Below are 26,223 nucleotides of genomic sequence, written 5' to 3'. Positions count from 1 at the left end.
TGCACCAACACCGGCAGATCGTGATCCACCGCCAACTCCAACTGCCGCGCGAACGCCACATCCTCCTCCGGCGTCATCGAGTCGTAACCCACCTCCCCCACCGCCACCACCCCGTCCTTGGCGAGGTAGTGCGGGAGGTGGTCCAGCACTCCGGCGCAGCGCCGGTCGTTGGCCTCCTTCGGGTTCAACGCGATGGCGCAGTGGTGGGCGATGCCGAACTGGGCCGCGCGGAACCGCTCCCAGCCGATCAGGCCGTCGAAGTAGTCGAGGAACGACCCCACGTTGGTGCGCGGTTGTCCCAGCCAGAACGCGGGTTCCACGAGCGCGCGCACGCCGGCCCGGTGCATGGCCTCGTAGTCGTCGGTGGTGCGCGAGGTCATGTGGACGTGCGGGTCGAAGATGCGCATCAGGACGCCTTCCCGAGCAGAGCGAGGGCGTCCGCGGGCACCTGGTGGCCGGCCGCGCGGCGTTCCTCGGCGAACGCGGACACCATCCGCCGCAGTTCGTCGTCCGCGCGCCGGTCGAGGTCGGCGACGACGTCCAGCGGCACGCCCATGAACAGGCACTTCAGCACGCCGTGCCGCCACGCGTGCTGGTCGAGGTGCGCGGCGGCGAACGGCCCGAGCGCCGCCGCGACGAGGCCGGTCTCGTTGCCGCGCAGGGCGTCCTTGACCAGCTCGACGCCGGTCTCGGCCGCCCGGCCGCCGATCTCGGCGAGCCCGCGGAGCACGCCGAGGCGTTCGGCCGAGGTGCCGTGCCGGTAGAGCGCGGTGAGCCCTTCGGCCACGTCGGGGGCGGCGTCGGCGTAGGTCACGAGCAGCCGCACGCGGGCATCCGCCACCCGGTCCCGGACGGCCCGGCCCGCGGCCGGGAACAGGGACCGGATGGACGCGGGGTCGGCGCGCACGGACCGCTCGGCCCCGGCCAGCCAGCTCGCCGCCCGCAGCGCCTCGAACGCCCGCCTGGCCACCACGGGCGCGACGTGGTTGTGCCGGGGCAGTTCCACCCCGGCGACACCCCGGTAGCCGATGTCGGTCAGCGCCGCGAGCGTGCCGGGCAGGTCGAGCAGGCCCTCGCCGAACTCCAGGTGCTCGTGCACGCCCGGCACCATGTCGTCCAACTGCACGTTCAGCAGCAGGTCGCCCGCCCGGCGCACGCACGCCGCCGCGTCCTGCGGTTCCACCGCCACGCAGTGCCCCACGTCGAGCGTGATGCCGAGCAGGTCCGGGTCGCCCAGTTCCGCCCGCAGCCGCAGGGCCTGGTCCAGGCGCTCCACCACCATGCCCGGCTCGGGCTCCAGCGCGATCGGCACGGCGGGCCCGCCGGTCAGCACGGCGTCGACGCCCGACTTCAGGTGCTCCCAGGCGTCCGGGGAGCCGATGCCGGACCAGAACGAGACGCAGTCCGCGCCCAGGTCGGCGGCGATCCGCTTGGCCCGCAGCAGGAAGTCGACCCGGACCTCCTGGTCGCCGCTCACCAGCGTGGGGTGGTGCTTGTGCCACGGGTCGAGCAGGTAGCGCGCCCCGGTCTCCACGACGACCCGCAGGCCCAGCTGCGCCAGGCGGGCCGCGAGCCGGTCGGTGCGCGGCCCGATGTCGTCGGCGAACGGGTCGAGGTGGTGGTGGTCGAGCGTGAGGGCGACCGCCGTGTAGCCGAGGTCGGCGATGATCGACAGCGCGTCGTCCAGGCGGTGGTTGGCGAACCCGTTGGTGCCGTACCCGAGGTGGAAGGTCATGTCGGGCCCACCTTCCGGCCGAGCGCCCGGACCAGCGGCAGGACCAGCGCGATCGCCGCGCCGTGCCGGGCGAGCGCGGCCTGGAGCAGCACCACGCCGTGGATGCCCGCCCTGGTCGCCGCGCGCACGGTCGTCGCCGACGGGTCCCGCACCACCGCCCACTGCGCACGTCCGACCGAGGCGGCGTAGGCCACCGCGGCGGCGACGCCGGTGCGCCGGCCGCCGGAGGCGACCGCCGCGGACACGGCGGTCAGGGCCGTGCCGGCCGCGACGGCCCCGGCCACGGCGGGCGACGTGCCGTGCACCTCGCCGCGCGACAGCACGGTCACGCCGAGCGTGTGCAGCGCCACCAGCGCGGCGGGCAGCGGGGCGCGGCCGCCCAGCAGCACGTCGAGCCCGCGGCACGCGGCCATCGCGAGCGGACCGGCGGGCGTGTCCTTCAGGACCGCGTCGTAGGCCCACACCGCCGCCGCGAGGGGGACCGCGTCGCGCCCAGCCGCCGCGGCGAGCCCGATGCCCACGCCGGTGAGGCCGACGGCGGTGGCCAGGGCGACCTCGGGGGCGACCCGCCCGGACGGGATGGGTCGCTCCGGCCGCTCGACCGCGTCCAGGTCGCGGTCGGCCCAGTCGTTGAGCGCCATCCCCGCCCAGTACAACGCGGCCGAGGCCAGAGGCAGCAGCAGCCGCCTGCCCCGCAGCGGGGTCGGGGAGCCGACGAGGGTGTCGCCGAGCGCGGTGAGCGCGGCCGGCGCCCGCACCAGCTCCAGGTACGCCCTCATCCCAGTCCCCTCGCCCACTCGTGCAGCGCGCGGGTCTGCTCGGCGAGGCGGTGCTCGTCGGAACCGAGGGGGTCCTTGAAGAAGAACGCCAACGCGCCCAACGCGCCCGACTCCCCCGCCGCGTGCGCCGCGGCCACGAGCCGGGTCAGGTCGAGCACCAGCGGCGCGGCCAGCGCCGAGTCCAACCCGGTCCAGGTGAACTGCAACGACATCCGCGCCCCGAGGAACCCCTCGAACGACACGTGGTCCCACGCGGTCTTCGTCTCGCCGAGGTCGGGCACGTTGTCGATGTGCAGGGGCGCGGTGACCTCGCCGCCGAGCAGCGCCGCCAGGCCGCTCGCCTTGGTCCGCAGCTTGCTGTCGGCGTGCGCCGGGTCCTCCAGGGTCGCGCCGTCACCGCCGCCGAGCAGGTTGGTGCCCGCCCACGACCGCACGCGCAGGGCACGCGCGGTGAACATCGGCGCGAGCGCGGTGCGCAGCAGGGTCTCGCCGGTCTTGCCGTCCCGCCCGGCGTAGGGCAGCCCTTCCCGCCGGGCCAGCTCGTCCAGCGCGGGCAGGGCGATCCCGGTCGAGGGCGTGAACGCCACGTAGGAGCAGCCCGCGGTGAGCGCCGCGTAGGCGGCCAGCGAACTCGGCGGCAGCACGGCGCGCCGCGGGTCCGCCAGCGCCCGCCGCAGCGCGGCCAGGTCGGCGTGCTCGGGCTCGGCCGGCACGGGCGGTTCGGTGGACGACACGTCGACCACGACGACCCGGGCGAGCCGGTGCCGGTCCCGGAACGCGGTGATGTCCGCGGCCAGGCGTTCGGCGACGTCGGCCTGCGTGCCGTCGAAGCGGGCCGTGCGGATCTCGCCGTCGACCTCGCGCAGGCCGGGTCGGACGCCGTCCAGCAGGTGGTGCGGCAGCACGCCGCCCTGGGCCAGCAGCTCGGCCCGCTTCTCCAGCGGGGTGTGCGCGACGTCGTGCCCGCCGACGACCAGGTCCGACCAGCCGGGCAGCGGCACGCCGGCCAGCTCGGGCCGCTCGGTCACGCACCCGGTCGCCGGGGTCAGCCCCGCGCGCAGGGCGAGCAGCCCGCTCACCGCGGTCGTCGCGACGGAGCCGCGCGCGCCGACCAGCCAAAGTCCCACGGATCCCGCCATGGCTCCTCCTCCGATCTCGGGTGCCGACTACTTCCAGGGACCGGGGTAGCCCGGCATGCCCTCGCACCCGCACATGGCGTAGTGCAGCGGCGGCATGTCCTGGTCGATGAAGTCCGCGACGTCGTCCTGGGTCACCTTCGGCTGCGGCAGCACCCACTCCTCGGGCACCTGCTCGCCCTTGAGGATCCGCAGCGCGGCGATGATCGGCGTGCGCCACTGGTAGGTCGGGTAGGTCGGGGCGACGGCGGTCATCCCCTCGGCGGCCCACAGCCGCAGGAAGTCCTGCTGGTCCTCGCCGACGAACGCCGGGATCGGCACGCCCGCGTCCTGGAACGCCTCGACCGCGGCCACGGCGGTCGCGCCGGCGTCCATCCACACGCCGTCGATCTGCCCCTCGCGCTGGAGGTAGTCCCCGACGATGGTCTTGGTCTTGGCCGCGTCACCGTCGGTGAACTCGACGCCGACGATGTCGAGCCCGCTGCCCGTGAAGATCTCGTTCGCCGCGGCCCACCGCTGCTCCAGCACGTCCACGCCGGGCAGGATGCGCAGCGCCAGGACCTTGCCGCCCGGCTTCACCCGCTGCTTCAGGAACTCCGCGCCGTCCGCGCCGAACGCGAACCCGCCGATCGGGTGGATGAACGTGACCGGGCAGTCGGAGTCGACGCCGCGGTCGAACACGATCACCGGCACGCCCGTCCGGCACGCCGCCTCGACGGCGGGGGTGAGGGTGGCGGTGGTGTTCGGCGAGACGATCAGCGCGCTGCACCCGCGGCCCGTCAGCGACTGGATGTCGCTGATCTGCTTGTCGTCCTTGGCCTCCGCGTCCAGCACGGTGAACTCGGCGATCTCGGGGTGCAGCTTCACCTCCTCCCGCATGGTCTTGAACCCGACCTGCCGCCACGGGTTGTCGACCGAGGCGTTGGAGAAGCACAGGTGGTGGCCCCCGCCGGGCTTGGCGAACGCGGCCGTGTCGACCAGCTTCGGGTCGAGCGCCTGCTCCCACGGCTCCGAGCCGCCGCCCGGGAGCCCGACCGGTGTGGTGGTGCGAAACCGCAACTGGCGCTCGTACTCGGCCCGGTCGAAGAACTCGGACCGGTCCGCGGCCTGGTCGGAGGTCGTCGTGGCACCCGGCCCCGCGGCGGGCAGGTCGCTCGCGCAACCCGCCGTCACCAGCGCGGCCGCGAGTGCGGCGGCCAACCACTTCCTGTCCATGATGGTGCTCCTCGGTTCTTCGGCGGCGTTCAGGGCGTGACCGGGTCGGACCGGCGAGGCCGGAGCACTCGTCGTGACCCGCCGCCCCGCGCGGCGTAGGCGACCGCCGCGATGATGATCAACCCCTGCACCGCGGTCTCGAGCGCGCCCGAGACGCCGAGCAGGTTCAACAGCGAGAACAGGGCTTCCAGCGTGAGCGCGCCCGCGGCCGCCGCGACGACCGATCCGCGACCGCCGCCGAGCACCACCCCGCCGAGCACGACGGCCGTGATCGCCCGGAACTCCAGGCCGGTACCGACCTGGGCGGAGACGCCGGCGAACCCGGCGAGCAGGATGGCGGCGACCGCCGCCAGCAGGCCGGACAGCACGAACGCGACGACCCGCAGCAGGTCCACCCGACCGCCGGCGAGCCGGACGGCCGTGTCGTTGTCGCCCACCGCCAGCAGCGTGCGGCCGGTGCCGCCGCGCATGAACAGCGCCGCGCCGACCAGCGCCGCCAGCAGGACGAGCACCGACCACGGCACCTGGCCCAGCACCGGCACGTCGAACCCGCCCCGGCCGAACACCCGGAACGACGGCGACAACGCGCCGCGCGGCGCGCCACCGGTCCACAGGAACACCGCGCCGTCCAGCACGAGCAGCATCCCGAGCGTCACGATGAACGACGGCACCAGCAGCTTCGTCGTGATCAGGCCGTTGACCAGGCCCACGAGCACGCCGAAGCAGAGCAGCAGGGCGATCACCCAGGCCGTTTTGGCGTCGTCGCCCTCGACCAGCCGGGCGGCGATCACCACCTCGGCGGTCACCAGCGACCCCACGGACAGGTCGAAGCCGCCGGAGGCGATCACGAAGTACTGCCCGATCGCCAGGAGCACCAGGGGCGCGGCGCGCTTGAGCAGCGCCAGGTAGCCCGCCGGTTCGGCGTAGGCGGGCCCGGTGACCGCGAGCGCCACCAGCAGGACGGCCAGCACCACGAGCACCGGGGCGGTCCCGTCGGCCAGGCGGGGTCGCCACGTCACGTGGACCTCCGGGACAGGTGGCGGCGGGCGTACAGCGCCACCGCGATGATGAGCACGACGCCGCGCACCACGTCCTTGAAGAACGGGTCGACCGCGAGGTCGTCGAAGACCGTGTCGAGCGTGGCGAGGATGAGGACGCCGCCGAGCGTGCCGACGACACCGCCGCGGCCGCCGGCCAGGGCCGTCCCGCCGAGCACCACGGCCGCGATGGACTCCAGGTCGTACCCGGCGTCCGTGCCGACGTACGGCGCGCCCGACCCGAGCCGGGCGGCCAGGAACACGCCCGCGAGGCCCGCCGCGAGGGAGCACAGCACGTGCGCGGTGACGACCGTGCGGCCGGTGCGCACCCCGGACAGCCGGGCGACGTCCACGTCCCCGCCGACCGCGTACATGTGGTAGCCGCCGCGGGTGCGCCGCAGGTACCACCACGTGCCCGCGGCGACGAGCAGCACCAGCAGCGCCGCCACCGGGACCGGGCCGATCCGGCCGTACCCGAGGTGCTGGAACGACCGCGGCACGCTGCCCGCGGGACCGGTGTAGCCGTGCTCCAGGTAGCCGCGCAGGACCAGCGCCACGCCGAGCGTGGCGATGAACGCGTTGGCCTTGAGGACCGTGATCACGAGACCGTTGACGAGCCCGACGACGGCCGCGACGGCCAGCGCCAGCAGCACGCCGGGCACGATCATCCCGTCCCGGCCCGCCATGGTCTCGGCCGCCAGCAGCGAGCACAGCCCGACCAGGTACGCCACCGACAGGTCGAGCGACCCGGTGACCACGACCACCGTCTGCCCGATCGCGACCAGCCCCAGCGCGGTGGCGCGGGTGAGGATGTTGAGGATGCCGCCCTGGTCGAGCAGCACCCCGCCGCGCAACGCCACCAGGACGCTGCCGACGACGAGCAGCGCGACCAGCGCGAGGTAGACGGTCGCGGTCGGGGTCAGCGCACGCCCGCGCGCCCGCACCGCGCCCCCGTCCCGCCCGGACCTGGTCCGCTCCGGCGCCACGCTCACGCGACGTCACCGATCCCGTGGCCGGTCGCCAGCGCCATCACGGCCTCCTCGGAGGCGCCGGCCGGCAGCTCCCCCGCCACGGCGCCCTCGCGCATCACCAGGATGCGGTCGCTCATGCCGATCAGCTCGGGCAGCTCCGAGGAGATCATCAGGATCGCCATGCCCGCCCGCGCGAGGTCGCGCAGCAGGCGGTGCACGGTCTGCTTCGCGCCCACGTCCACGCCGCGCGTCGGCTCGTCCACCACCAGCACCCGCGGCCCCACCGCGAGCCACTTGGCGAGCACGACCTTCTGCTGGTTGCCGCCCGACAGGTACCGCACCTCCTGGTGCGGCCCGCGCGCGGTGACCGCCACGGACGCGAGCAGGTCGGCGAGGTCGGCCGTGCGGCGGGCCCCCGACCCCCGCAGCGCGGCCCGCCGCACCAGCAGGGCGTTGTCGCGGACGGACTGCCGCAGCGCCAAGCCCTCGCCCTTGCGGTCCTCGGTGACGTAGCCGAGGCCGGCGCGCACCGCGGCCCGCGGCCCGTCCACGCGCGTCGGCACGCCGTCCACCTCCAGGACCCCGGTGGTGAACGGCTCCACGCCCCAGATCGCCCGCGCCATCGCGGACCGGCCGGAGCCCTGCAACCCGGCCACGCCGACGACCTCCCCGGCGCGGACCTCGAAGCTCAGGTCGCGCACCCGGCCGTTGCCCGCCGCGCGCAGCGCCAACCGCACGTCGCCGACGTCGCCGCCACGCCCGGGGTACAGGGTTTCGAGCGGGCGGCCGACCATCAGCCGCACGAGCCGGTCCGGGGTGATGTCCGCGGTCGCCGAGGTGGCCACGAGCGCGCCGTCCTTCAGCACGGTGATCCGCTGGCTCAGGTCGAACACCTCGCGCATCCGGTGGGAGACGTAGAGGATCGCCATCCCGCGCTCGCGCAACCGCGCCACCAGCCGGTACAGCAGCTCGACCTCGTGGTCGGCCAGCGCGGCGGTGGGCTCGTCCATGGCGAGCACCTCGGCGTCGGCGGACAGCGCCTTGACGATCTCCACCGCCTGCCGCTGCGCGACCGAGAGGCGCGCCACGGTGTCCGCCGGGTCGATGCTCCCCACGCCCAGCCAGTCCAGCAGCCGGCGCGTCTCGTCCTCCATGGCCCGGCGGTCGACGCGACCCCGGCGCACGGGCTCGCGGCCGAGGAAGACGTTCTCGGCGACCGACCGGTGCTCCAGGAGGTTGAACTCCTGGTGGATGATCGCGATCCCGGCCGCCTGCGCGTCGCGCGGGCCGGTGAACGAGACCTCGCCGCGCGGCAGCAGGATCCGGCCGGAGTCCGGCCGGTGCGCACCGGCCAGCACCTTCAGCAGCGTCGACTTCCCGGCGCCGTTCTCGCCGACCAGCGCGTGCACCTCGCCGGCCCGCAGTTCGAGGTCCACGTCCCGCAGCACGGCGACACCGAGGAAGCTCTTGGTGATGGCCTCCAACCGCACTTTCACCCGCGGGCCTCCGTCCACTTCGTCTCCCGGACCACATCGACGCGTGTGGTTCACTGTTGTCGCGGACGGCGCCCGCGAGGCGGCGCGCCCCGCCACCCTCCACTGTGGATCCCCCTCGCCCTCCGCCCGCACCGGGAGCAGACCATGACGAGCGCGCAACCACGACCGGCCGCCTCCGTGCTGGCCTGGAGCCGTGACCTGGTGGGGCCGGCGCTGCGGTCGGCGGTCGACCGGCTCCCCGCCTCGATGCGGCACGTCGCGGGCTACCACCTGGGCTGGTGGGACGAGCACGGCACGCCGAGCGGCGGTTGGGCGGGCAAGGCGGTCCGCCCGGCGCTCGCGCTGCTGTCCGCCGAGGCGGCGGGCGGGTCGGCGGAGTCCGCCGTCGCGGCGGCCGTGGCGGTGGAGCTGGCCCACAACTTCACCCTGCTGCACGACGACGTGCTCGACCGCGACCCCACCCGCCGCCACCGGCCCACGGCGTGGGCGGTGTTCGGCGCGGACGCGGCGATCCTCGCCGGTGACGCGTTGCTCGCGCTGGCCGCCGACGTGCTGGCCGCGTCGTCCCACCCGGCCTCGACCCGCGTGCTCACCGCGGCGGTGCTCGACCTCGTGGACGGGGAGCATGCCGACCTGGCGTTCGAGCGGCGCGACGACGTCCGGTTGGCCGAGTGCGTCGCGATGGTGGAGCGCAAGACCTCGCCCCTGCTGGCGGCGGCGTGCGCGTTGGGCGCCCACTTCGCCGACGCCGCGCCGCCGGTGGTGGCGTCGCTGCGGTCGTTCGGCCACCTGCTCGGCGTCGCCTACCAGCACGTGGACGACCTGCTCGGCATCTGGGGAGACCCCGCGACCACCGGCAAGCCCGCCCGGTCCGACCTGCGCAGCCTCAAGAAGTCCCTCCCCGTGGTGGCGGCGCTCGAATCCGGCACGCCGGCCGGGCGCGAGCTGGCCGAGCGCTACCGGGAGGGCGGCGCGGTCGACGTGGCGCGGCTCGCCGAGCTGGTGGAGGAGGCCGGTGGCCGCGCGTGGAGCCGCGCCGAGGCCGACCGCCTGCTGGCGCGGGCCGTGCGGCACCTGGACCCGGTCGCGCCGCGGCCCGCGGCGGAACTCGCCGACCTGGCGAGGCTGATCACCGACCGGGACGCCTAGCTGTCCGTCCGCACGCACCGTGCTCCTCCTACGCGGCTGCCGCTCGACGGCGGACGCCGAGCGGGGACGCGGGCACGAAGAGGACAGTTCGCCGTCGAACCATGGGTACTCCGGGCGGATCGGGAAGCGTGGATTCGGGCCGGTCCGGACGGGACCGTAGGTGCTAAAAATCAGCTAACGCAACTGTTAGCGCTAACGAGAAGGGCAACGACTGCGGCCACACGTCGGATCGGCGAAAACGCCTCGTTACACCGTGCGGACTAATCCGACTATCCGTCGAACGGCGATTCGACGTGGTCAATCAAAGGAAAGCCTTGTTATCGCTAACAAAGCGCCTTCCTTGAGCGTTGACGTCGAGGTGAGCCACTGGCTACCTTGCCCGGAGGTCCGGTTGAGCCCTGGACGTCGCGGCCCGCCGCACGACGCTCCACAGAGGACACACGTCCCGCCCTGCCCCGCACCGATCACCGTCCGCTTGGAGGCCGAGCACATGTCGGAGCTGCCCCGAAGGCAAGTGATGAAGTACGGCGCGGCGGGCGCCGGAGCCCTGCTGGTGTCCGGCGGGTGGACCGCGCAGGCCCGCGCCGGCTCGGCCGCGCCGCCGGAGGTGCGCGCGGTCGACGACCTCGCGCTGTGGTACGACCGGCCGGCCGGCTCGGAGTGGCTGCGCGCGCTGCCGGTCGGCAACGGCCGCATGGGCGCGATGGTCTTCGGCAACGCCGACGTGGAACGGTTGCAGCTCAACGAGGACACGGTGTGGGCGGGTGGTCCGCACGACTACACCAACACCCGCGGCGCGGCCGCCCTGGCCGAGATCAGGCGGCTGGTGTTCGCGAACCAGTGGACGCAGGCGCAGAGCCTGATCGACCAGACTATGCTCGGCATCCCCGCGGGCCAGCTCGCCTACCAGACCGTCGGCGACCTCCGGCTCACCTTCCCCTCCCCCGGCACGGTCTCCGGGTACCAGCGGTGGCTCGACCTGACCACCGCCACCACCGCGGTGACGTACGTGGCGAACAACGTGCGGTACCGGCGCGAGGTGATCGCCAGCGCGCCGGACCAGGTGATCGCCATGCGGCTGACCGCCGAGACGCCCGGCTCGATCTCCTTCACGGCCGCGTTCGGCACGCCGCAGCGCGCGACCGCGTCCAGCCCGGACGGCACGACGATCGCGCTGGACGGCCGGTCCGGCGACCACCGCGGCATCGCGGGCGCGGTCCGGTTCCTGGTGCTGGCCAAGGCCGTCGCCGAGGGCGGCAGCACCAGCAGCTCCGGCGGCACGTTGCGGGTGTCGAACGCCACCAGCGTGACCCTGCTGATCTCGATCGGCACCAGCTACGTCGACTACCGCAACGTGAGCGGCGACTACCAGGGCATCGCGCGCGGCCGGCTCAACGGCGCGCAGGGCGCCGCGTACGACGTGCTGCGCTCCCGGCACGTCGCCGACTACCAGCGGCTGTTCGGGCGCGCGACGATCGACCTCGGCCGCACCGCCGCCGCGGACCAGCCGACCGACGTGCGGATCTACCAGCACAACAGCACCACCGACCCGCAGTTCTCCGCCCTGCTCTTCCAGTACGGCCGTTACCTGCTGATCTCGTCCTCCCGGCCGGGCACCCAGCCCGCCAACCTCCAGGGCATCTGGAACGACCAGCTCAACCCGGCGTGGGAGTCCAAGTACACGCTCAACGCCAACCTGCCGATGAACTACTGGCCGACCGACACGACGAACCTCTCCGAGTGCTACGAGCCGGTGTTCCGCATGATCAACGACCTGACCGTGACCGGCGCGCGCACCGCGCGGGCGCAGTACAACGCGGGCGGCTGGGTCACCCACCACAACACCGACGGCTGGCGGGGCTCGTCGGTGGTGGACTTCGCGGCCGCGGGGATGTGGCAGACCGGCGGCGCGTGGCTCGCCACCATGATCTGGGACCACTACCTGTTCACCGGTGACGTGGAGTTCCTGCGGTCCTACTACCCGGCGCTCAAGGGCGCCGCCCAGTTCTTCCTGGACACGCTGGTGGAGGAGCCGACGCTGAAGTGGCTCGTCACCAACCCGTCGAACTCGCCGGAGCTGAACCACCACGCGAACGCCAGCGTGTGCGCGGGTCCCACCATGGACATGCAGATCCTGCGGGACCTGTTCGAGGGCTGCGCCCGCGCGTCCGAGGTGCTGGGCGTGGACACCGACTTCCGCTCGCGGGTCCGCGCGACGAGCCAGCGCCTCGCGCCGACGCGGGTCGGCTCGCGCGGCAACGTCATGGAGTGGCTCTACGACTGGGTCGAGACCGAGCCGAACCACCGGCACGTCTCGCACCTGTACGGGCTGCACCCCGGCAACCAGATCACCAAGCGCGGCACGCCCCAGCTCTTCGAGGCCGCCCGGCGGACGCTGCAACTGCGCGGCGACGCCGGCACCGGCTGGTCGCTCGCCTGGAAGATCAACTACTGGGCGCGGATGGAGGAGGGCGGCCGGGCGCACGACCTGATCCGCTCCCTGGTGACGCCGGACCGGCTCGCGCCCAACATGTTCGACCTGCACCCGCCGTTCCAGATCGACGGCAACTTCGGCGCGACCTCGGGCATCGCGGAAATGCTGCTGCACAGCCACAACGGCGAGTTGCACGTGCTGCCGGCGCTGCCGGCCGCCTGGCCGACCGGCCGGTTCGCCGGTCTGCGCGGTCGGGGCGGGTACACCGTCGGGGCCGCGTGGAGCGGCGGCTGGGCGACCGAGCTGACCGTGACGCCCGACCGCGACGGCGCCGTCAAGGTCCGCGGCCGGGTGTTCACCGGCACGTTCGAGCTGCGGGACGCGACCAGCGGCGCGGTGGTGCAGCCGGAGCGGGTGGAGGCCGACCTGATCCGGTTCACCGGGCAGGCGGGCCACACCTACCGGGTGACGGCGCAGGGCCGGCCGCCGCTGGTCGAGCCCGGCGTGAACTACCACCTGGTGGCGCAGCACAGCGGCAAGCGGGCCGACGTCAACGGCGCGTCGACCGCCGCCGGGGCCGCGCTGGTCCAGTGGCCCGCCACGGGCGGGTTGAACCAGCAGTTCGACTTCCTGCCCTCGGGCGACAGCTACCGCATCCGCGCCCGGCACAGCGGGCTGGTGCTCCAGGTGTCCGGCGCCGGCACCGGGGCCGACATCACCCAGCAGCGTGACGCCGGGACGCCGAACCAGCTCTGGCGGGTGGTCGACCAGGGCGGCGGGGTGGTCAGCCTGGTCAACCAGCTGAGCGGCCTGGCGATGGACGTGTGGTCCGCCTCCACCGCCGACGGCGCCCGCATCTCCCAGTGGACCGTCACCGGCGGCGCCAACCAGCGCTTCCAGCTGCTGCGCGCGTGACGACCGCCGCCCGCGGGCCGCGCGGTCCGCGGGCGGCGACCCGTCGCCGCTGATGAGCATGCTTATTCCCGCCGACCGCACCCGACCGCACCACTGACCGGCACCCCAGGCGCTGACGTGCGCCGATCGCCCAGCCACGCGTGCTCGCCCACTTCCTCCACGAGGCGATGTAAGCTGTGCGAACGGCGTGAGCCGTCATACTCTTGAGGTGACCCGTCACGAAGGAGCGGCGTTGACGGATGGCGCACTGGCACCGGAGGTCGGCGTGCCGGCGGGGCAGCCGGACGGCACCCCGCCGAGCGGCCCGTACCGGCCCGGCTACGAGCTGGTAGCCGAACAGATCCTCCAGCTCATCGCCGAACTGGAGCTGCAGCCCGGCGACCGGATGCCCACCGAGAACGAGCTGGCCGCGCGGATGGGCACCAGCCGCACGGTGGTGCGGGAAGCCATCAAGATCCTCTCCGCGATCGGGCGGGTGCGCGCGCACAAGGGGCGCGGCCTCTACGTGGCCGACGACGAGGGCATGCTCGGCTCCTCCCGGTGGGGCGGCTTCTTCCTGCCCACCAACCTCGACCACGTCTACATGCTGTTCGAGTTCCGCCGCGTGCAGGAGACGGCGGCCAGCAGGCTCGCCGCCACCCACGCCACCCCGGCCGAGCTGCGCGCCATCGGCGCCGCCGCGGAGACGTGCCGGCACGGCCACGTGACCGACCAGGCCGCCCTGTTCGACCGCGGCGACGAGGACTTCCACCTCGCGGTCGCCGAGGCCTCGCACAACCAGTTCTTCGTCGCCGCGATCCGCGAGGCCCGCCGGTTGCAACGCCAGTCCAGCACGATCGGGCTGCACGGCACCATCGGCGGGCACGCCGCGGAGGCCGTCGAGGAGCACTTCGCGATCTACCAGGCGATCCGGGACGGCGACCCGGAGGCGGCCGCGCGGGCGGCGGCCGTCCACGTCGACAACACGCTGCAGGACTACCGCCGCGAGATCCAGCGCCGCCTCTTCGGCTGAGCGCCGCCGCCCGTCGATTGGCCGTCGTCGGCCCTCTTCACGCTGCCCGAGAAAGCATCGGCGCGTCTGGACGCGTCCCGTAAATGTGTGCTACAAATCTCCCTGGACAAACTCCGTGTTTGTATGACATCGGCACCCAGGGGCAACGACGCATCGAGGGAGCGCACATGTCTGCTCATCGCCGGGCCCGATCCACCCCACCGGTGCGCGCGGACCGCGTCGACTCCCCCCGCTGACCAACTGGAATCCGAAATCGGGCCGGCGCGGCGACCAGCTCGCCGCGCCGGCCCACCCCCCGTGCCGCCCGGATCGCGCCGTGCCGTCCCGGCGCCCGCGGCGACCGCCGCCGGCAACCGCGAATGAGTCGGACACATCGGCGTCACCGGATCGGGTGACGCACCGGCCCCGCGCCCGGCGTGCGACCTCTTCGCCGCACCCGCGGTAAGCGCTTCCCGGCCGGCTCACCGCGTCCGCGCGCCCTGTGCGGACCGCCGACTCGCCGCCACTTCCCCACCCCATCACAGAACGGATGCACACCCGTGTCCCACAACGATCGCCCCCGCCGGCGTTGGGCCCTGATAGGCGCCGCCGCCGCACTGCTCCTGGGCGGCGCCGACGTCGCCGGCGCGCAGCCCGCACCCGCGGCCGCGGCCCCCGACGTCGTCACCGCCGCCGCGACCCCGGGGTGCGGCAAGACGCCCACCCTGCGCAGCGGCACGCACACGATCCAGAGCGGCGGCAAGTCGCGCAGCTTCATCCTCAGCATCCCGGACAACTACAACAACACCTACCAGCACCGGCTGATCTTCGGGTTCCACTGGTGGGGCGGCACCGCCAACGACGTCGCCTCGGGCGGCAGCGACGGCGACGTCTACGCGCACTACGGGCTGCGCCGGCTGGCGAACAACACCGCGATCTTCGTCGCGCCCCAGGGCATCGGCAACGGCTGGGCGAACTCCGGCGGCGAGGACGTCACGTTCGTCGACGACATGATCCGGCGGATCGAGGACGACCTGTGCGTCGACACGACGCAGCGCTTCGCCCTGGGCTTCAGCTACGGCGGGGCCATGAGCTACTCGCTCGCGTGCTCGCGGCCCACCGCGTTCCGCGCGGTCGCCGCCATCGCCGCGCCCGGCGAGATCAGCGGGTGCAGCGGCGGCACGCAGCCGGTGGCGTACATGGGCATCCACGGCATCTCCGACAACATCGGGGCGGGCCGGTCGCTGCGGGACAGGTTCGTCCGGAACAACGGCTGCACGGCGCAGAACGCGCCCGAGCCCGCGCGCGGCAGCAACACGCACATCAGCACCACCTACTCGGGGTGCCGCAGCGGGTACCCGGTCGTGTGGGCCGCCTTCGACGGCGGTCACCAGCAGGGCCCCGTGGACGGGTGCGCGGGCTGCGAGAGCGGCGCGCGGAGCTGGGTCAAGGGCGAGGTGTGGAAGTTCTTCACCGGTGAGCAGCCGCCGGCCCCGACCACGTTCCGGCTGCGCGGCGAGGCCAGCGGCCGCTGCCTGGACGTCAACGGCGCGAACTCGGCGAACGGCACCCCGATGATCGTCTGGGACTGCAACTCGGGCGCGAACCAGCAGTTCAGCCTGAACGGGCAGACGCTGCGGGTGCTGGGCAAGTGCCTGGACGTGCCCAGCGGCGCCGCCGCCGGCACGCGGGTGCGGATCTGGGACTGCCAGGGCGGCGCGAACCAGCAGTGGGCGCTCAACGCCAACGGCACGATCAGCAACGCGCAGAGCGGGCTGTGCCTGGACGTCAGCGGCGCCGCCACCGCCAACGGGTCCGCGGTGGTCGTGTGGAACTGCCACGGCGGCGCGAACCAGCGCTGGGTGCGGGCGTAACCCGCGGACGTGGTCCGGCCGGGCGCGACGCGGTGCGCCGCCCCGGCCGGACCACGCCGGTCACTCCAGCTTCTCGAACAGGAACTCGTGCTTGAGGAACGAGGTGTCGTACTCGTGGCCGGGGTGCGGCGGGAGGAGCTGGGAGGCCTGGAAGAGCCGCCAGCCGTCGCGCAGGGCGTCCGTCCCGGTGCGGTAGGGCGGCTCGTCGCCGTCCCCGGTGGTGGGGGTGGTGCGGCCGGTGCCGTCGTAGGACGACCAGGCGACGACCCGGTCGTCCAACGTGGACGAGGCCAGGTACAGGATCAGGACCCGTTGCCTCACGCGGTCCTCCCGGGGCGGTTGTGCACGCGGGTCACCCAGCGCTCGACGTCGAACGAGTCGTCACCGGTCAGCGCCCGCCACAGCAGGACCCGGTTGTAGACCTCCAGCCGCGCGGTCGCCTGCTCGTACCACGGGTAGGTCGCCGACAGCTCGGTCACCACGGCGGGGTCGTCCAGGTCGTCGGTGTCCCACAGCCGCACCTGGCGGACCGTCGGGTTGAACCTGATCTTGAACATGTACCTGCGGCGGGCCGAGTCGTTGCGCCGCCCGCCGTGCCAGATCCCGTGGTGCAGCAGCAGGACCGTGCCGGCGGGGCAGGTGAGCCGGATCTGGCCGCGCAGGTTCTGGTAGCGCCCGGTGTCGCTCTCGTTGGTCTGGCGGAGGTGGCTGCCGGGGACGAGGTGCGTCCCGCCCATGTCCGCGGTGACCTCGTGCGGGTAGTACATGAGCTGCACGTCGAACGCGTCCCGGCGGGTGTCGATGATCGCATCGCCGTGCAACGGCTGGGCCGCGCCCTCGTGCGGCTCGCGGACGTGGACGGCGACGTGGTCGACGGTCGGGTCCGGGCCGACCAGGCCGCGCAGCGCGCCGGCGACCGGCGGGAGGTCGACGAGGCGGCGGGCGAAGGAGCGCTCCCCGAACGCCTCGCCCAACGGGGTGCCGTACGGCACCGCCGGCACGCCCTCGGCCATGGCGCGCACGGCGCGGGCGTTCAACTCCTCGGGCACGACCGCGTCGAGGCGCAGGAATCCCTGTGCCGCGAAGCGCGCCATCAGCACCGAGGAGAGCAGGTGGCTGCTGGTTCCCATTCCCCAGACGGTAGGCACGACGTGCGGCCGTGTCGTGGGTCGCAGTCACCAATACTGGTACGTTCTCACCATGCGCGAGGTGGCGGTGTCACTCGGCGAACCGCCCTCCGTGGTCAACCTCGGGGTGGCCGTGCACGGCGTCGCCGGTCGCCGCGACGAATTCCTCCTGCCCGACCTGTGGCAGCTGCACCTGTACGGCTACGAGGCGGACCTGGCGGTGGCCGGCGCCCCGCACCCGATCCGGCCGGGCCACGTGAGCCTGGTGCCGCCGGGCACGCGGGTGGTGTACCGCTACCGGGGCCGGTCCGAGCACCTGTACGCCCACCTGCGCCTGCCGGGGACGGGGGAGGTGTCGACCGTGCCGGTGGTGCAGGACGCGGGCGTCGAGGCGCCGCGGCTCGCGGACCTGCTGCGGCACGCCATCGCCGCCGCGCCGGTGACGCCCACCGCGGCGGTGGCGGACGTGTGGGCGGTGCTGTGGCGCGTGGTGGGTCTGGCGTCGACCGGGAGGGCGGGGAGGCCGCACGCCGCCGTCGCCCGTGCCGTCGCGCACGTCGAGGCGAACCTGGCCGCACCGCTGACCGTGCCCGCCATCGCCGCCGCCGCGGGCGTGTCGCACAACCACCTGATCCGGCTGTTCCGCGCGGAGACCGGCGACACCGTGGTCGCCTACGTCCGACGCCGCCGCCTGGAACGCGCCCGCCACCTCCTGCGCGAGTCGACCCTGCCGATCCCGGCGGTGGCCGCCGCGGTGGGCTTCGCCGACCTCCAGGCGTTCAACAAGGCGTGCCGCCGCGAGTTGGGCGCGTCACCCCGCGCGGTGCGCGCCGGCCGGTGATCCCTCATCCCGCCCGCGGTGGTGCGGGGAACGGTGGGACCCGTCCCCCGCACCACGGCCGGCTCGTCTCGGCCGGCTCATCGCGGTCGGGTCAGAACTGGGACAGGAACCTCCACGCCTCCGTCTTGGTCCACGTCCGGGTGCCGTCCTCGCAGCCGCTGCACCCGTCGACCGGGCCCGGGCCGTGACCGCCGTCGAACGCCGCCCACTGCACCGGGTAGCCGGCGCGGCAGGAGTACGTCGTCGTGATGTGGGTCCGACTGCCCGCCGCGGGCTCGCGGGGGCTCTGCGCGGCGCAGCCGTTGTTGCGCACGAACGTGTCGCGCAACGACCGGCCCGCCGAGATGTTCAGCACGTTGTCCGAGATGCCGTGGATGCCGAAGTACGCGACCGGCTGCGTGCCGCCGGCGCACCCGCTGAGCTGCGCCCCGGAGTACACCACGACCGCCCGGAACACCGTCGGCCGGGCGCACGCCAGCGCGTAGCTCATGCCACCGCCGTAGCTGAAGCCCATCGCGAACCGCTGCGTCTGGCTGACGCACAGGTCGCCCTCGATGCGCCGGATCATGTCGTCGACGAACGTGACGTCCTCACCGCCGGAGTTCGCCCAGCCGTTGCCGAACCCCTGCGGCGCCACCAGGATGGCGCTGTTGTTCGACTGCTCCTGCATCCCGTAGTACGCCCACGACGCGCCGCTCGTCCCGCCGGAGGCGACGTCGTTCATCGTGCCGCCGCGCCAGTGGAACCCGAAGATCAGCCGGTACGGCCGGTTGTTGTCGTAGCCGGACGGGATCCGCAGGATGAAGGTGCGGCTCTTGCCGTTGCTGGTGATGGTGTGCGTGCCGCTCGTCAGCGTCGGGGCCTTGCCGCAGCCCGAGCCGCCCGGCGGGTTCGTGCCGCCGATCGCCACCAGCTTCCACTGCTGGTTCGCGCCGCCGGTGTCGCCGTACTGCACCACGGGCGCGCCGTCCGCCGTGGACGACCCCTGCACCTCGACCGCCTTGCCGCTCTGGCGGTTGATGAGCCGCACGTTGCCGTCGGACGAGTCGGCGAGCCGGAACTGCTGGTTGACGCCGCCGTGGTCGGTCCACTGGATGATCGTCGCGCCGTCCGCGGTGCTCGCGCCGTTGACGTCGAGCACCTTGCCCGAGTGCCGGGCGCGCAGCTTGTAGTACCCGCCGCCGGCGTCCACGAACTGGAACTGCTGGTTCGTCCCGTCGTGGCGCGACCACTGCTGGACCGCCGCGCCGTCCGCGGTGCTGTTGGCCGACACGTCCAGCGCCTTGCCGCTGTTGCGGTTCACCAGCACGTACCACGCGGCCGGGTCCACCGTCGCGGCCGACGCCGCCGGCGCGCTCACGGCCGTGACCAGGCCGACCGCGAGGAGCGCCGCGGCGGCCGCGCCGAGCGCCCGTGTCGTGGGCAGTCTTCTCATCTCGTCCTCCTCTGGGTGAGCGGCATCAGGGCAGGGTCCAGCGCTGGTTGGCGCCGCCGTGGCAGCTCCAGATGATGAGCTGGGTGCCGTCGGCCGAGCTGCCGCCGTTCGCGTCCAGGCACTTGTTCGCCTTGGCGTTGACCAGCGAGCCGTTCGCACCGGCCGTCCAGTTCTGGCTGGTGCTGCCGTTGCAGGTGCGCAGCTGCACGGCCGTGCCGTCGGCGGTGCCGCCGTTGGCCGTGTCCATGCACTTGCCCAGCGACCGCAGCGTCGAGCCGTTCACGGCCCACGTCTGGTTCGCGCCGCCGTGGCACGTCCAGAGCTGGATCTTCGCGCCGTCCGCGCTGCTGTTGCCGCTGACGTCGACGCACTTGCCGGTCGACGAGCGGATCGGCCCGCTGCGCGGGGTGGTGGTGCCCAGTTCCTTGATCCGCACGTTGCGGAACGACACGTCGTCGCCGGTGCCGTTGTTCTGCAGGCCGATGTGCCCGGAGGTCAGCGACCGCACGGGGTCGGTGTTGGTGAAGTCGTTGATCCTGACCCCGTTGAGGAACACCTGGAGCCGTTCGCCCTCGACGAGCAGCTCGTAGGTGTTCCACTCCCCCGGCGGGTTCAGCGCCGCGTCCCGGGCCGCGGTGTCCGCGCCCTTGAACCCGTAGACCGCGCCGGTCGTCCGGTCGGCCGCGTCGCTGGCGTCGATCTGCACCTCGTAGCCGTTGGCCGCCGCCGAGTTCGGGTCCGTGCTCGGCGGGAAGCCGAGGAACACGCCGGAGTTGCCGTCGCCGGCGAGCCGCCAGTCGAGCTTGAGCGAGTAGGAGCGGAACTCCTTGGCGCTGTACCAGTACAGGCCGGGGCCGCCGAACGAGCTGAGCGTGCCGCCGCTCGCGGTGAACCCGCCCGGACCGGCCTGCGACCAGCCGGTGGTGGCGCTGGTGAACAACCCGGTGTACCCGGTCTCCGGGCGGCAGTCGGCCTTGGTCCGGTTGGCCGCGTAGCGGATGCCGCCCAGCAGCATGGCGCGGAACGCGGGCTCGGCGAAGCCGGACTGCGAGTGGCCGCCGCCGGTGTAGAACGAGCGCCCGCCGCCGACCGTCTTGCACCAGGTGTGCGGGTGGTCGGCCCCCATCGAGCCGCCGGAGTAGGTCGACTCGTCCAGGGTGGCCAGCACCCGGGCCGTGGACCGGGGGTTGGTCCGGAAGTTGTACCACTCGTCGGTGCGCACCCACGCCTGGTCGAGGTGGGCGGTGGCGGCGTGCGCGCGGTTCTCCACGCGCACCGTCGCCTGCTGGATGGCCGGGTGGGACGCGAAGTACGCGCCCACCAGCTCGCCGTAGAACGACCAGTCGTACTCGGTGTCCGAGGCCGAGTGGACGCCGACGTACCCGCCGCCGCCCCGGATGTAGGACTCGAACGCGGCCTGCTGGTTCCCGTCGAGGACGTCACCGGTGGTGTTGAGGAACACCACCGCCTCGTAGCGGGCGAGGTTGGCGGCGGTGAACTGGCTCGCGTCCTCCGTCGCGGTCACGGTGAAGTTGTTGGCCGCGCCCAGGTCGCGGACCGCCTGGGTGCCGGCCGGGATCGAGTCGTGGCGGAAGCCCGCCGTCTTGGAGAACACCAGCACGTCGTACGGCGCGTCGGCGGCCGTCGCTGGCGGTGTCCCGATCACGGTGCAGGCGAGGAGCGCCGCGGCGGTCACGCCAAGCGCCCGTCTCGTGGGCAGAGTGCTCATCTCGTCTTCCTCCGGGAGGACGGCATCAGGGCAGGGTCCAGCGCTGGTTGGCGCCGCCGTGGCAGCTCCAGATGATCAGCTGCGTGCCGTCGGCCGAGCTGCCGCCGTTCGCGTCCAGGCACTTGTTGGCCTTGGCGTTGACCAGCGAGCCGTTCGCGCCGACCGTCCAGTTCTGGCTGGTGGCGCCGTTGCACGCCCACAGCTGCACGGCCGTGCCGTCGGCGGTGCCGCCGTTGGCCGTGTCCATGCACTTGCCCAGCGACCGCAGCGTCGAGCCGTTCACGGCCCACGTCTGGTTCGCGCCGCTGTTGCAGGTCCAGAGCTGGATCTTCGCGCCGTCGGCGGAGCTGGCCCCGTTGACGTCGACGCACTTGCCGCTCGCGCCGGTGATCGCGCCGGCGCGGGTGCCGGTGGACGTGCCGAAGGTGAACGCGTCCAGGTCGAACAGGTAGCCCGTGCCCGTGCCCGAGAACGTGAGGTACAGCGTGCCGGTGGTGCTCGGCACCGACGTCAGGGACGCGGACACCTCGGTGAACACCTCCCAGCCGCCGGTCACCGGGACCGTCGCGGAGCCCAGCGCCGGACCGGTCGGCGACCCCGTGCGGACGGTCAGCGTGCCGCCCGCGCCACCCGACGACACGCGGGCGGTGAACCGGTTCGCGCCGGTCAGGTTGTAGGTCTGGAACGCGATCCAGTCGCCGTTGTGGATGTCGCCGACCGTGCGCCCGCCCTCGGCCGCCGTCTTGTCGTACAGGGCGGTGCCCGACTGGGACGTGTGGTGCTCGGCCTGGCGGTGCCGCGGCTGGAGGATGTTCTGGGTGTGCGTCGTCGCCGGCGGCACGCCGTTCGCGCCCTGGTCGGTGTACTCGGCGTCGAACACGGCGAACAGGTTCGCCGCCGAGTCGTGCTCGCCGTCGACCGGGATCTGGAGCGTGCCCGAGCAGCCGGTGCTCGACGTGATCGGGTGGCCGTGGCTGTCGTGGCCGAGGATGTAGGACAGCTTCACCCTGGTGCAGTCGATCGCGCCGTCCTCGGCGTCGGTGACCGTGATCGTGTACGGCACGGTGTCGCCGAAGCTGAACAGCGACCCGTTGGCCGGGGTGTTCAGCGTGACCACGGGCGCGCTGTTGCCCACCGTGATCACCACGTTTGTGCTGCCCGTCAGCCCGTTCGGGTCCTTCACGGTCAGCGTGACGGTGTACTGGCCGTTGGCGGTGAACGTGTGGCTGGGGTTGGCCGCGGTGGACGTGCCGCCGTCGCCGAAGTTCCACGCGTAGGTCAGCGCGCCGCCCTCGGGGTCGGTCGAGCCGGCCGAGGAGAACGCCACGGTCAGCGGCGCCGCGCCGGACGTGCGGTCGGCGGAGGCGGACGCGGTCGGCGCGCGGTTGTTGCCGCCGCCGATGTACTCGATGCGGTAGAGCGCCGAGCTGGCGTCGCCGCTGCCCCAGCCGGTGCCGTAGTCGAGCACGTACAGCGCGCCGTCCGGGCCGAACGCGGCGTCCATCACCTGGGTGCCGCGCCACGGGAAGTCGCCCACCGTGCCCGGCGAGCCGTCGGGGTTGACGTCGATGGTCTTGATCCAGCGGCGGCCGAACTCGGTGGCGAACACGTGCCCGTCGAGCGAGGCCGGGAACTTGACCGTGGACGGGTTCGACGCGTCGTACCGGTACACGGGCGCGCTCATCGGCGACTCGGACCCGCAGCCGAACGCGGCGAACGAGCAGTTGTCGTACTTGATCCACGCCGGGCGCGCGGCGGGCAGGTTGGTCAGGCCCGTGTTGTTGGGCGAGTTGTTGACCGGCGCGGCGCAGTTGAACCGGCTGCCCGACGGGCCGCTCGGGAACGTGTAGTCCACGTAGGTCTCGTTGGTGGTGTTCCCGCCGGTGCAGTAGGGCCAGCCCATGTTGCCGGCCGACGTGATCCGGTTGAACTCCACCTGGCCGGCGGGGCCGCGCGAGGCGTTGGTCGAGCCCGCGTCGGGGCCGTAGTCGCCGAGGTAGATCGTGCCGGTGGCCTTGTCCACGTTGAACCGGAACGGGTTGCGCAGGCCCATGACGTAGATCTCGGGCCGGGTGCGGGCGGTGCCGGGCGGGAACAGGTTGCCGGCCGGGATCGAGTACGTGCCGTCCGCGTTCACCTTGATCCGCAGCACCTTGCCGCGCAGGTCGTTGGTGTTGCCGGCGGTGCGCTGCGCGTCGTAGGCCGGGTTGCGGCCGGCGCGCTCGTCGATCGGGGTGTACCCGCCGGAGTCGAACGGGTTGGAGTCGTCGCCGGTCGACAGGTAGAGGTTGCCCGCCGCGTCGAAGTCGATGTCACCGCCGACGTGGCAGCACATGCCCCGGCTCGTCGGCACCTCCAGCACGGTGACCTGGCTCGCGGTGTTCAGCGTGAAGTCCGCGTTGAGGGTGAACCGGGACAGCCGGTTGACCCCGTTCCAGGCCGAGAAGTTCGTGCCGGTGGACGGCGCGTCGCCGGCCGGCGTCGACAGCGGCGGCGCGTAGTACACGAAAACCTGGCGGTTGGTGGCGAAGTTGGGGTCCGCCGCGATGCCCTGCAACCCCTCCTCGTCGTGGGTGTAGACCGGGATGGTGCCGATCACGCTGGTGGTGCCGGCCGCCGTGGTGCGGCGGATCGTGCCGTTGCGCGAGGTGTGCAGCACCGAGCGGTCCGGCAGCACGGTCATCGACATCGGCTCGCCCATCTCGGCGACGCCCTTGGCCAGCTCGACCTGTTGGAACTCGGCCGGGTTGACCGTGTGCGCGGACGCGGGCGGCGCGGCGCCGCCCGTCAGGGCCGCCGTGGCGGCCACGGTCAGCAGGGCGGCGGAGGCCGCCGCGTGGAGTCGTCTTCTCATGCGGGTCATACCTTCATCTCGGTCGCGCGCGGCGCGCACGGCTCGCTGTGGCGGGACGGCTCGCCTGCCGCCGTTGGCAGGGCCTCGTCCCGCGCCGGGCGGGCCGCCCGGCGAGGTCGTCCTCGGCAGGGCCGCCCGGCGCGGAACGGCACCGTTCACGCGCGGTCAAGCGATCCAGCGCGCAACGGCACCGTTCACCGGCAGTCGGACCGCCCGATGCGAAACGGCACGGTTCACGCGCGGTCAAGCGGCCGGGCGCGGGACGACACCGTTCACCGGCGGACGGGCGGCCCGGCGCGCAACGGCACGGTTCACGCGCGGTCAACCGGTCCGGCGCGCAACGGCGCCGTTCACCGGCGGACGGACCGCCCGGCGCGGGGCGACGCGGGTCGGCGGCGGGCGGGCCGACCGAGCGGGACGACCGGGATCGTCGGTGGTGCGACCGCCGTCGCGGGATCACTCGATTCGTCATGGGTGCTCGGCCACCTGCTACGGGGTCGTCACGGGTGCTCGGGTTGCGCGCTGCGGGCGACGTGGCTCGGCGGCGGGGTGGTGGCGGGCTCACTCGCCCCTGGAACGGGTCGAACCGATTCGACAACGCAGCCTTCAGCGACTCGACGCGGCACCCATCGATCGCTGCGGTGACCATACCGGGAGTAGTCCGACGACTCCTATCGGTTGGCAGATTTCTGCCACGTTCCACCACTACAGGCGCTCAATAGCAGGTCAGGGCGGATGATCTGGGCGTGCCGAGACAGCAGCCCGTTGCCCGTCGGACGCCGTCCAGCGTAGCGTCCTTCGCGGTCGAACCGGTTCGAGTTGACTAGCGTTCCGCCCCCGCCGATCCGCCGGCCGGCGGGTACGGCCGCCCCGTCCCGTGTCGTCGCTGCGGGGCCGTCGCCGCGTCACCGACCCGGCCGATCTTCGCGCGCGTTTCGACCGCAGGAGCGGACAAGGAGTCGCGGAATGCAGCCTTCACCTGTTCCCCCACCGGTTCACCCGGTCGCCCGACACCACACCGGGGTCGTGCCCCGCCTGCGCGCGGTGCTCGCGGTGGCCGTGCTGTTCGCGGCCGTGCTGACCGCCGACACGCTGGCGTCCGCGCCGACGGCCTCGGCCGCCGGCACCGGGCCGTGCGACATCTACGCCGCGGGCGGCACGCCGTGCGTCGCGGCGCACAGCACGACCCGGGCGCTGTACGGCTCGTACTCGGGCAACCTCTACCAAGTCCGGCGCTCGTCGGACAACACCACCAGGGACGTCGGCGTCCTGGCCGCGGGCGGCACCGCGAACGCGGCGGTCCAGGACTCGTTCTGCGCGGGCACCACCTGCGTGATCACCGTGGTCTACGACCAGTCCGGCCGGGGCAACGACCTGTGGTACCAGGGTTCGACGGTCGTCCCGGGCTCGACCCAGAGCCGACCCGCGATCGCGACGTCGGAGTCGCTCGCGGTCGGCGGCAACAAGGCGTACTCGCTCTACATCAACCCGGGCAACAGCTACTGGCGCGACGGCCACCTGACCGGCGTGCCCACCGGGAGCGCGCCGGAGGGCATGTACATGGTGACCAGCGGCACGCACGTCAACAGCGGCTGCTGCTTCGACTACGGCAACAGCGAGACGACCCGCAGCGCGGACGCGGCCGGCGCGATGGACGCGATCAACTTCAGCACGCAGTGCTGGTTCGGCGGCTGCTCCGGCACGGGCCCGTGGGTCCAGGCCGACCTCGAATGGGGCCTGTACCCGGGCGGGAGCCAGTCCTGGAACCCCAACCAGCGCGCGTTCACCAGCCGCTACGTCACCGCGATGCTGAAGAACAACGGGACCACGCGGTTCGCGCTCAAGGGCGGCAACGCGCAGTCCGGGGCCCTCACCACGCTCTGGGACGGCGCGCTGCCCAACGGGTACAGCCCGATGAAGAAGCAGGGCGCGATCATCCTGGGCAGCGGCGGCGACTGCTGCAAGCCCGGCGGTGGCGCGAACCTCAGCGCCGGCACGTTCTACGAGGGCGCGATGGTCGCCGGTTACCCGTCCGACGCGACCGAGAACGCGGTGCAGGCCAACATCACCGCGGCCGGCTACGCCGCCGGCGGCGGCACCACGCCGAGCGGGGCCATCCGGGCGGTGGGCGCGGGCAAGTGCCTGGACGTGCCGAACGGCTCCACGACCGGCGGCACCCAGGTGCAGATCCGCGACTGCTCCGGCGGCGCCAACCAGACCTGGACGCGCACGCCGTCCGGCGAGCTGACCGTCTACGACGGCGGCAACCAGCGGTGCCTCGACGCCAACGCCGCGGGCACCGCGGCCGGCACCAAGGTGATCATCTGGTCCTGCAACGGCCAGCCGAACCAGCGGTGGAACGTCAACGCGAACGGCTCGATCACCGGCGTCCAGTCCGGCCTGTGCCTGGACGTGTCGGGGGCCTCCACGGCCAACGGCGCACCGGTCCAGCTCTGGACCTGCCACGGCGGCGCGAACCAGCAGTGGAGCACGAGCTGACCGAGG

The 26,223-nt window shown here is 73.3% G+C and carries 18 protein-coding genes and 1 pseudogene; 6 read left to right on the top strand and 13 right to left on the bottom strand.

The features are described 5' to 3' along the window. The 8 genes from ACWEFJ_RS34045 to ACWEFJ_RS34010 form a co-directional block, all read right to left on the bottom strand. Positions 1–407 (bottom strand): TatD family hydrolase (locus tag ACWEFJ_RS34045; protein WP_449716249.1); only part of this gene is annotated, 407 nt, incomplete at its 3' end. Then, positions 407–1,735: an EboA domain-containing protein gene (locus tag ACWEFJ_RS34040; protein ID WP_449716248.1), complete on the bottom strand. Its 1,329-nt coding sequence runs from the start codon at positions 1,733–1,735 to the stop codon at positions 407–409. The genes ACWEFJ_RS34045 and ACWEFJ_RS34040, both read right to left, overlap by 1 nt. Continuing rightward, a complete protein-coding gene (locus ACWEFJ_RS34035; protein ID WP_449716247.1) occupies positions 1,732–2,514 on the bottom strand; it encodes an SCO3242 family prenyltransferase in 783 nt (260 codons plus the stop codon). Before ACWEFJ_RS34035 ends, ACWEFJ_RS34040 begins: the two co-directional genes overlap by 4 nt. Further along, the gene (locus tag ACWEFJ_RS34030; protein ID WP_378096241.1) at positions 2,511–3,653 is read right to left on the bottom strand and encodes an inositol-3-phosphate synthase; all 1,143 of its coding nucleotides are present in this window, start codon (positions 3,651–3,653) and stop codon (positions 2,511–2,513) included. The genes ACWEFJ_RS34035 and ACWEFJ_RS34030 overlap by 4 nt, the downstream gene beginning before the upstream one ends. Positions 3,654–3,680: 27 nt before the next feature. Continuing rightward, a complete protein-coding gene (locus tag ACWEFJ_RS34025; RefSeq protein ID WP_378096238.1) occupies positions 3,681–4,865 on the bottom strand; it encodes a substrate-binding domain-containing protein in 1,185 nt (394 codons plus the stop codon). Between the two features lie 29 nt (positions 4,866–4,894). After that, complete coding sequence (locus tag ACWEFJ_RS34020) at positions 4,895–5,884, bottom strand: ABC transporter permease (protein ID WP_449716246.1); 990 nt, start codon at positions 5,882–5,884, stop codon at positions 4,895–4,897. Beyond that, complete coding sequence (locus ACWEFJ_RS34015) at positions 5,881–6,846, bottom strand: ABC transporter permease (protein ID WP_449716251.1); 966 nt, start codon at positions 6,844–6,846, stop codon at positions 5,881–5,883. Before ACWEFJ_RS34015 ends, ACWEFJ_RS34020 begins: the two co-directional genes overlap by 4 nt. Before the next feature lie 44 nt (positions 6,847–6,890). Next, positions 6,891–8,369 (bottom strand): sugar ABC transporter ATP-binding protein, encoded by a 1,479-nt coding sequence (locus ACWEFJ_RS34010; RefSeq protein ID WP_449716245.1) that lies wholly within the window; start codon positions 8,367–8,369, stop codon positions 6,891–6,893. 144 nt (positions 8,370–8,513) lie between these two features. Here ACWEFJ_RS34010 and ACWEFJ_RS34005 point away from each other — a divergent pair, with 144 nt between their 5' ends. From ACWEFJ_RS34005 to ACWEFJ_RS33990, 4 genes are all read left to right on the top strand, one after another. After that, the gene (locus ACWEFJ_RS34005) at positions 8,514–9,518 is read left to right on the top strand and encodes a polyprenyl synthetase family protein (protein WP_378096229.1); all 1,005 of its coding nucleotides are present in this window, start codon (positions 8,514–8,516) and stop codon (positions 9,516–9,518) included. 475 nt (positions 9,519–9,993) lie between these two features. After that, positions 9,994–12,867 (top strand): glycosyl hydrolase family 95 catalytic domain-containing protein, encoded by a 2,874-nt coding sequence (locus ACWEFJ_RS34000; RefSeq protein ID WP_449716244.1) that lies wholly within the window; start codon positions 9,994–9,996, stop codon positions 12,865–12,867. Between the two features lie 232 nt (positions 12,868–13,099). Further along, positions 13,100–13,879 (top strand): FadR/GntR family transcriptional regulator, encoded by a 780-nt coding sequence (locus ACWEFJ_RS33995; RefSeq protein WP_378096222.1) that lies wholly within the window; start codon positions 13,100–13,102, stop codon positions 13,877–13,879. A 539-nt stretch (positions 13,880–14,418) separates the two neighbouring features. Beyond that, positions 14,419–15,732, top strand: coding sequence for a ricin-type beta-trefoil lectin domain protein (locus ACWEFJ_RS33990; protein WP_378097363.1), 1,314 nt, complete (start codon positions 14,419–14,421; stop codon positions 15,730–15,732). A 60-nt stretch (positions 15,733–15,792) separates the two neighbouring features. Here the strand turns inward: ACWEFJ_RS33990 and ACWEFJ_RS33985 are convergent, their stop codons facing one another. Continuing rightward, positions 15,793–16,053 (bottom strand): hypothetical protein, encoded by a 261-nt coding sequence (locus ACWEFJ_RS33985; RefSeq protein WP_378097366.1) that lies wholly within the window; start codon positions 16,051–16,053, stop codon positions 15,793–15,795. Further along, the gene (locus ACWEFJ_RS33980) at positions 16,050–16,862 is read right to left on the bottom strand and encodes a phytanoyl-CoA dioxygenase family protein (RefSeq protein ID WP_449716243.1); all 813 of its coding nucleotides are present in this window, start codon (positions 16,860–16,862) and stop codon (positions 16,050–16,052) included. Before ACWEFJ_RS33980 ends, ACWEFJ_RS33985 begins: the two co-directional genes overlap by 4 nt. A 70-nt stretch (positions 16,863–16,932) precedes the next feature. On the opposite strand from ACWEFJ_RS33980, the gene ACWEFJ_RS33975 reads away from it, so the two are divergent. Then, positions 16,933–17,700: a helix-turn-helix transcriptional regulator gene (locus ACWEFJ_RS33975; protein WP_449716242.1), complete on the top strand. Its 768-nt coding sequence runs from the start codon at positions 16,933–16,935 to the stop codon at positions 17,698–17,700. A gap of 94 nt (positions 17,701–17,794) precedes the next feature. Here ACWEFJ_RS33975 and ACWEFJ_RS33970 read toward each other — a convergent pair. From ACWEFJ_RS33970 to ACWEFJ_RS33960, 3 genes and pseudogenes are all read right to left on the bottom strand, one after another. After that, a pseudogene (locus ACWEFJ_RS33970) lies at positions 17,795–19,135 on the bottom strand (RICIN domain-containing protein); the annotation flags it as partial. 25 nt (positions 19,136–19,160) lie between these two features. Further along, positions 19,161–20,864, bottom strand: coding sequence for a ThuA domain-containing protein (locus tag ACWEFJ_RS33965; RefSeq protein WP_378097375.1), 1,704 nt, complete (start codon positions 20,862–20,864; stop codon positions 19,161–19,163). 25 nt (positions 20,865–20,889) lie between these two features. Further along, entirely contained in the window at positions 20,890–23,718 is a 2,829-nt protein-coding gene (locus ACWEFJ_RS33960; protein WP_449716241.1) for a PQQ-dependent sugar dehydrogenase, read from the bottom strand. Between the two features lie 1,026 nt (positions 23,719–24,744). Between ACWEFJ_RS33960 and ACWEFJ_RS33955 the strand changes: the two genes are divergently transcribed. Next, the gene (locus ACWEFJ_RS33955; protein ID WP_378097970.1) at positions 24,745–26,217 is read left to right on the top strand and encodes an arabinofuranosidase catalytic domain-containing protein; all 1,473 of its coding nucleotides are present in this window, start codon (positions 24,745–24,747) and stop codon (positions 26,215–26,217) included. Positions 26,218–26,223: the final 6 nt, after the last annotated feature.

It is taken from the genome of Actinosynnema sp. NPDC004786, from assembly GCF_053601135.1.
This window is presented reverse-complemented; position numbering and strand designations above follow the sequence as displayed.

What these genes read in the sequence shown, in the direction of transcription:
- ACWEFJ_RS33960 (WP_449716241.1), bottom strand. Translation starts at nt 23,718, where the DNA reads ATGAGAAGACGACTCCACGCGGCGGCCTCCGCCGCCCTGCTGACCGTG.
- ACWEFJ_RS34025 (WP_378096238.1), bottom strand. Translation starts at nt 4,865, where the DNA reads ATGGACAGGAAGTGGTTGGCCGCCGCACTCGCGGCCGCGCTGGTGACG.
- ACWEFJ_RS34040 (WP_449716248.1), bottom strand. Translation starts at nt 1,735, where the DNA reads ATGACCTTCCACCTCGGGTACGGCACCAACGGGTTCGCCAACCACCGC.
- ACWEFJ_RS34005 (WP_378096229.1), top strand. Translation starts at nt 8,514, where the DNA reads ATGACGAGCGCGCAACCACGACCGGCCGCCTCCGTGCTGGCCTGGAGC.
- ACWEFJ_RS33975 (WP_449716242.1), top strand. Translation starts at nt 16,933, where the DNA reads ATGCGCGAGGTGGCGGTGTCACTCGGCGAACCGCCCTCCGTGGTCAAC.
- ACWEFJ_RS34035 (WP_449716247.1), bottom strand. Translation starts at nt 2,514, where the DNA reads ATGAGGGCGTACCTGGAGCTGGTGCGGGCGCCGGCCGCGCTCACCGCG.
- ACWEFJ_RS33965 (WP_378097375.1), bottom strand. Translation starts at nt 20,864, where the DNA reads ATGAGCACTCTGCCCACGAGACGGGCGCTTGGCGTGACCGCCGCGGCG.
- ACWEFJ_RS34030 (WP_378096241.1), bottom strand. Translation starts at nt 3,653, where the DNA reads ATGGCGGGATCCGTGGGACTTTGGCTGGTCGGCGCGCGCGGCTCCGTC.
- ACWEFJ_RS33980 (WP_449716243.1), bottom strand. Translation starts at nt 16,862, where the DNA reads ATGGGAACCAGCAGCCACCTGCTCTCCTCGGTGCTGATGGCGCGCTTC.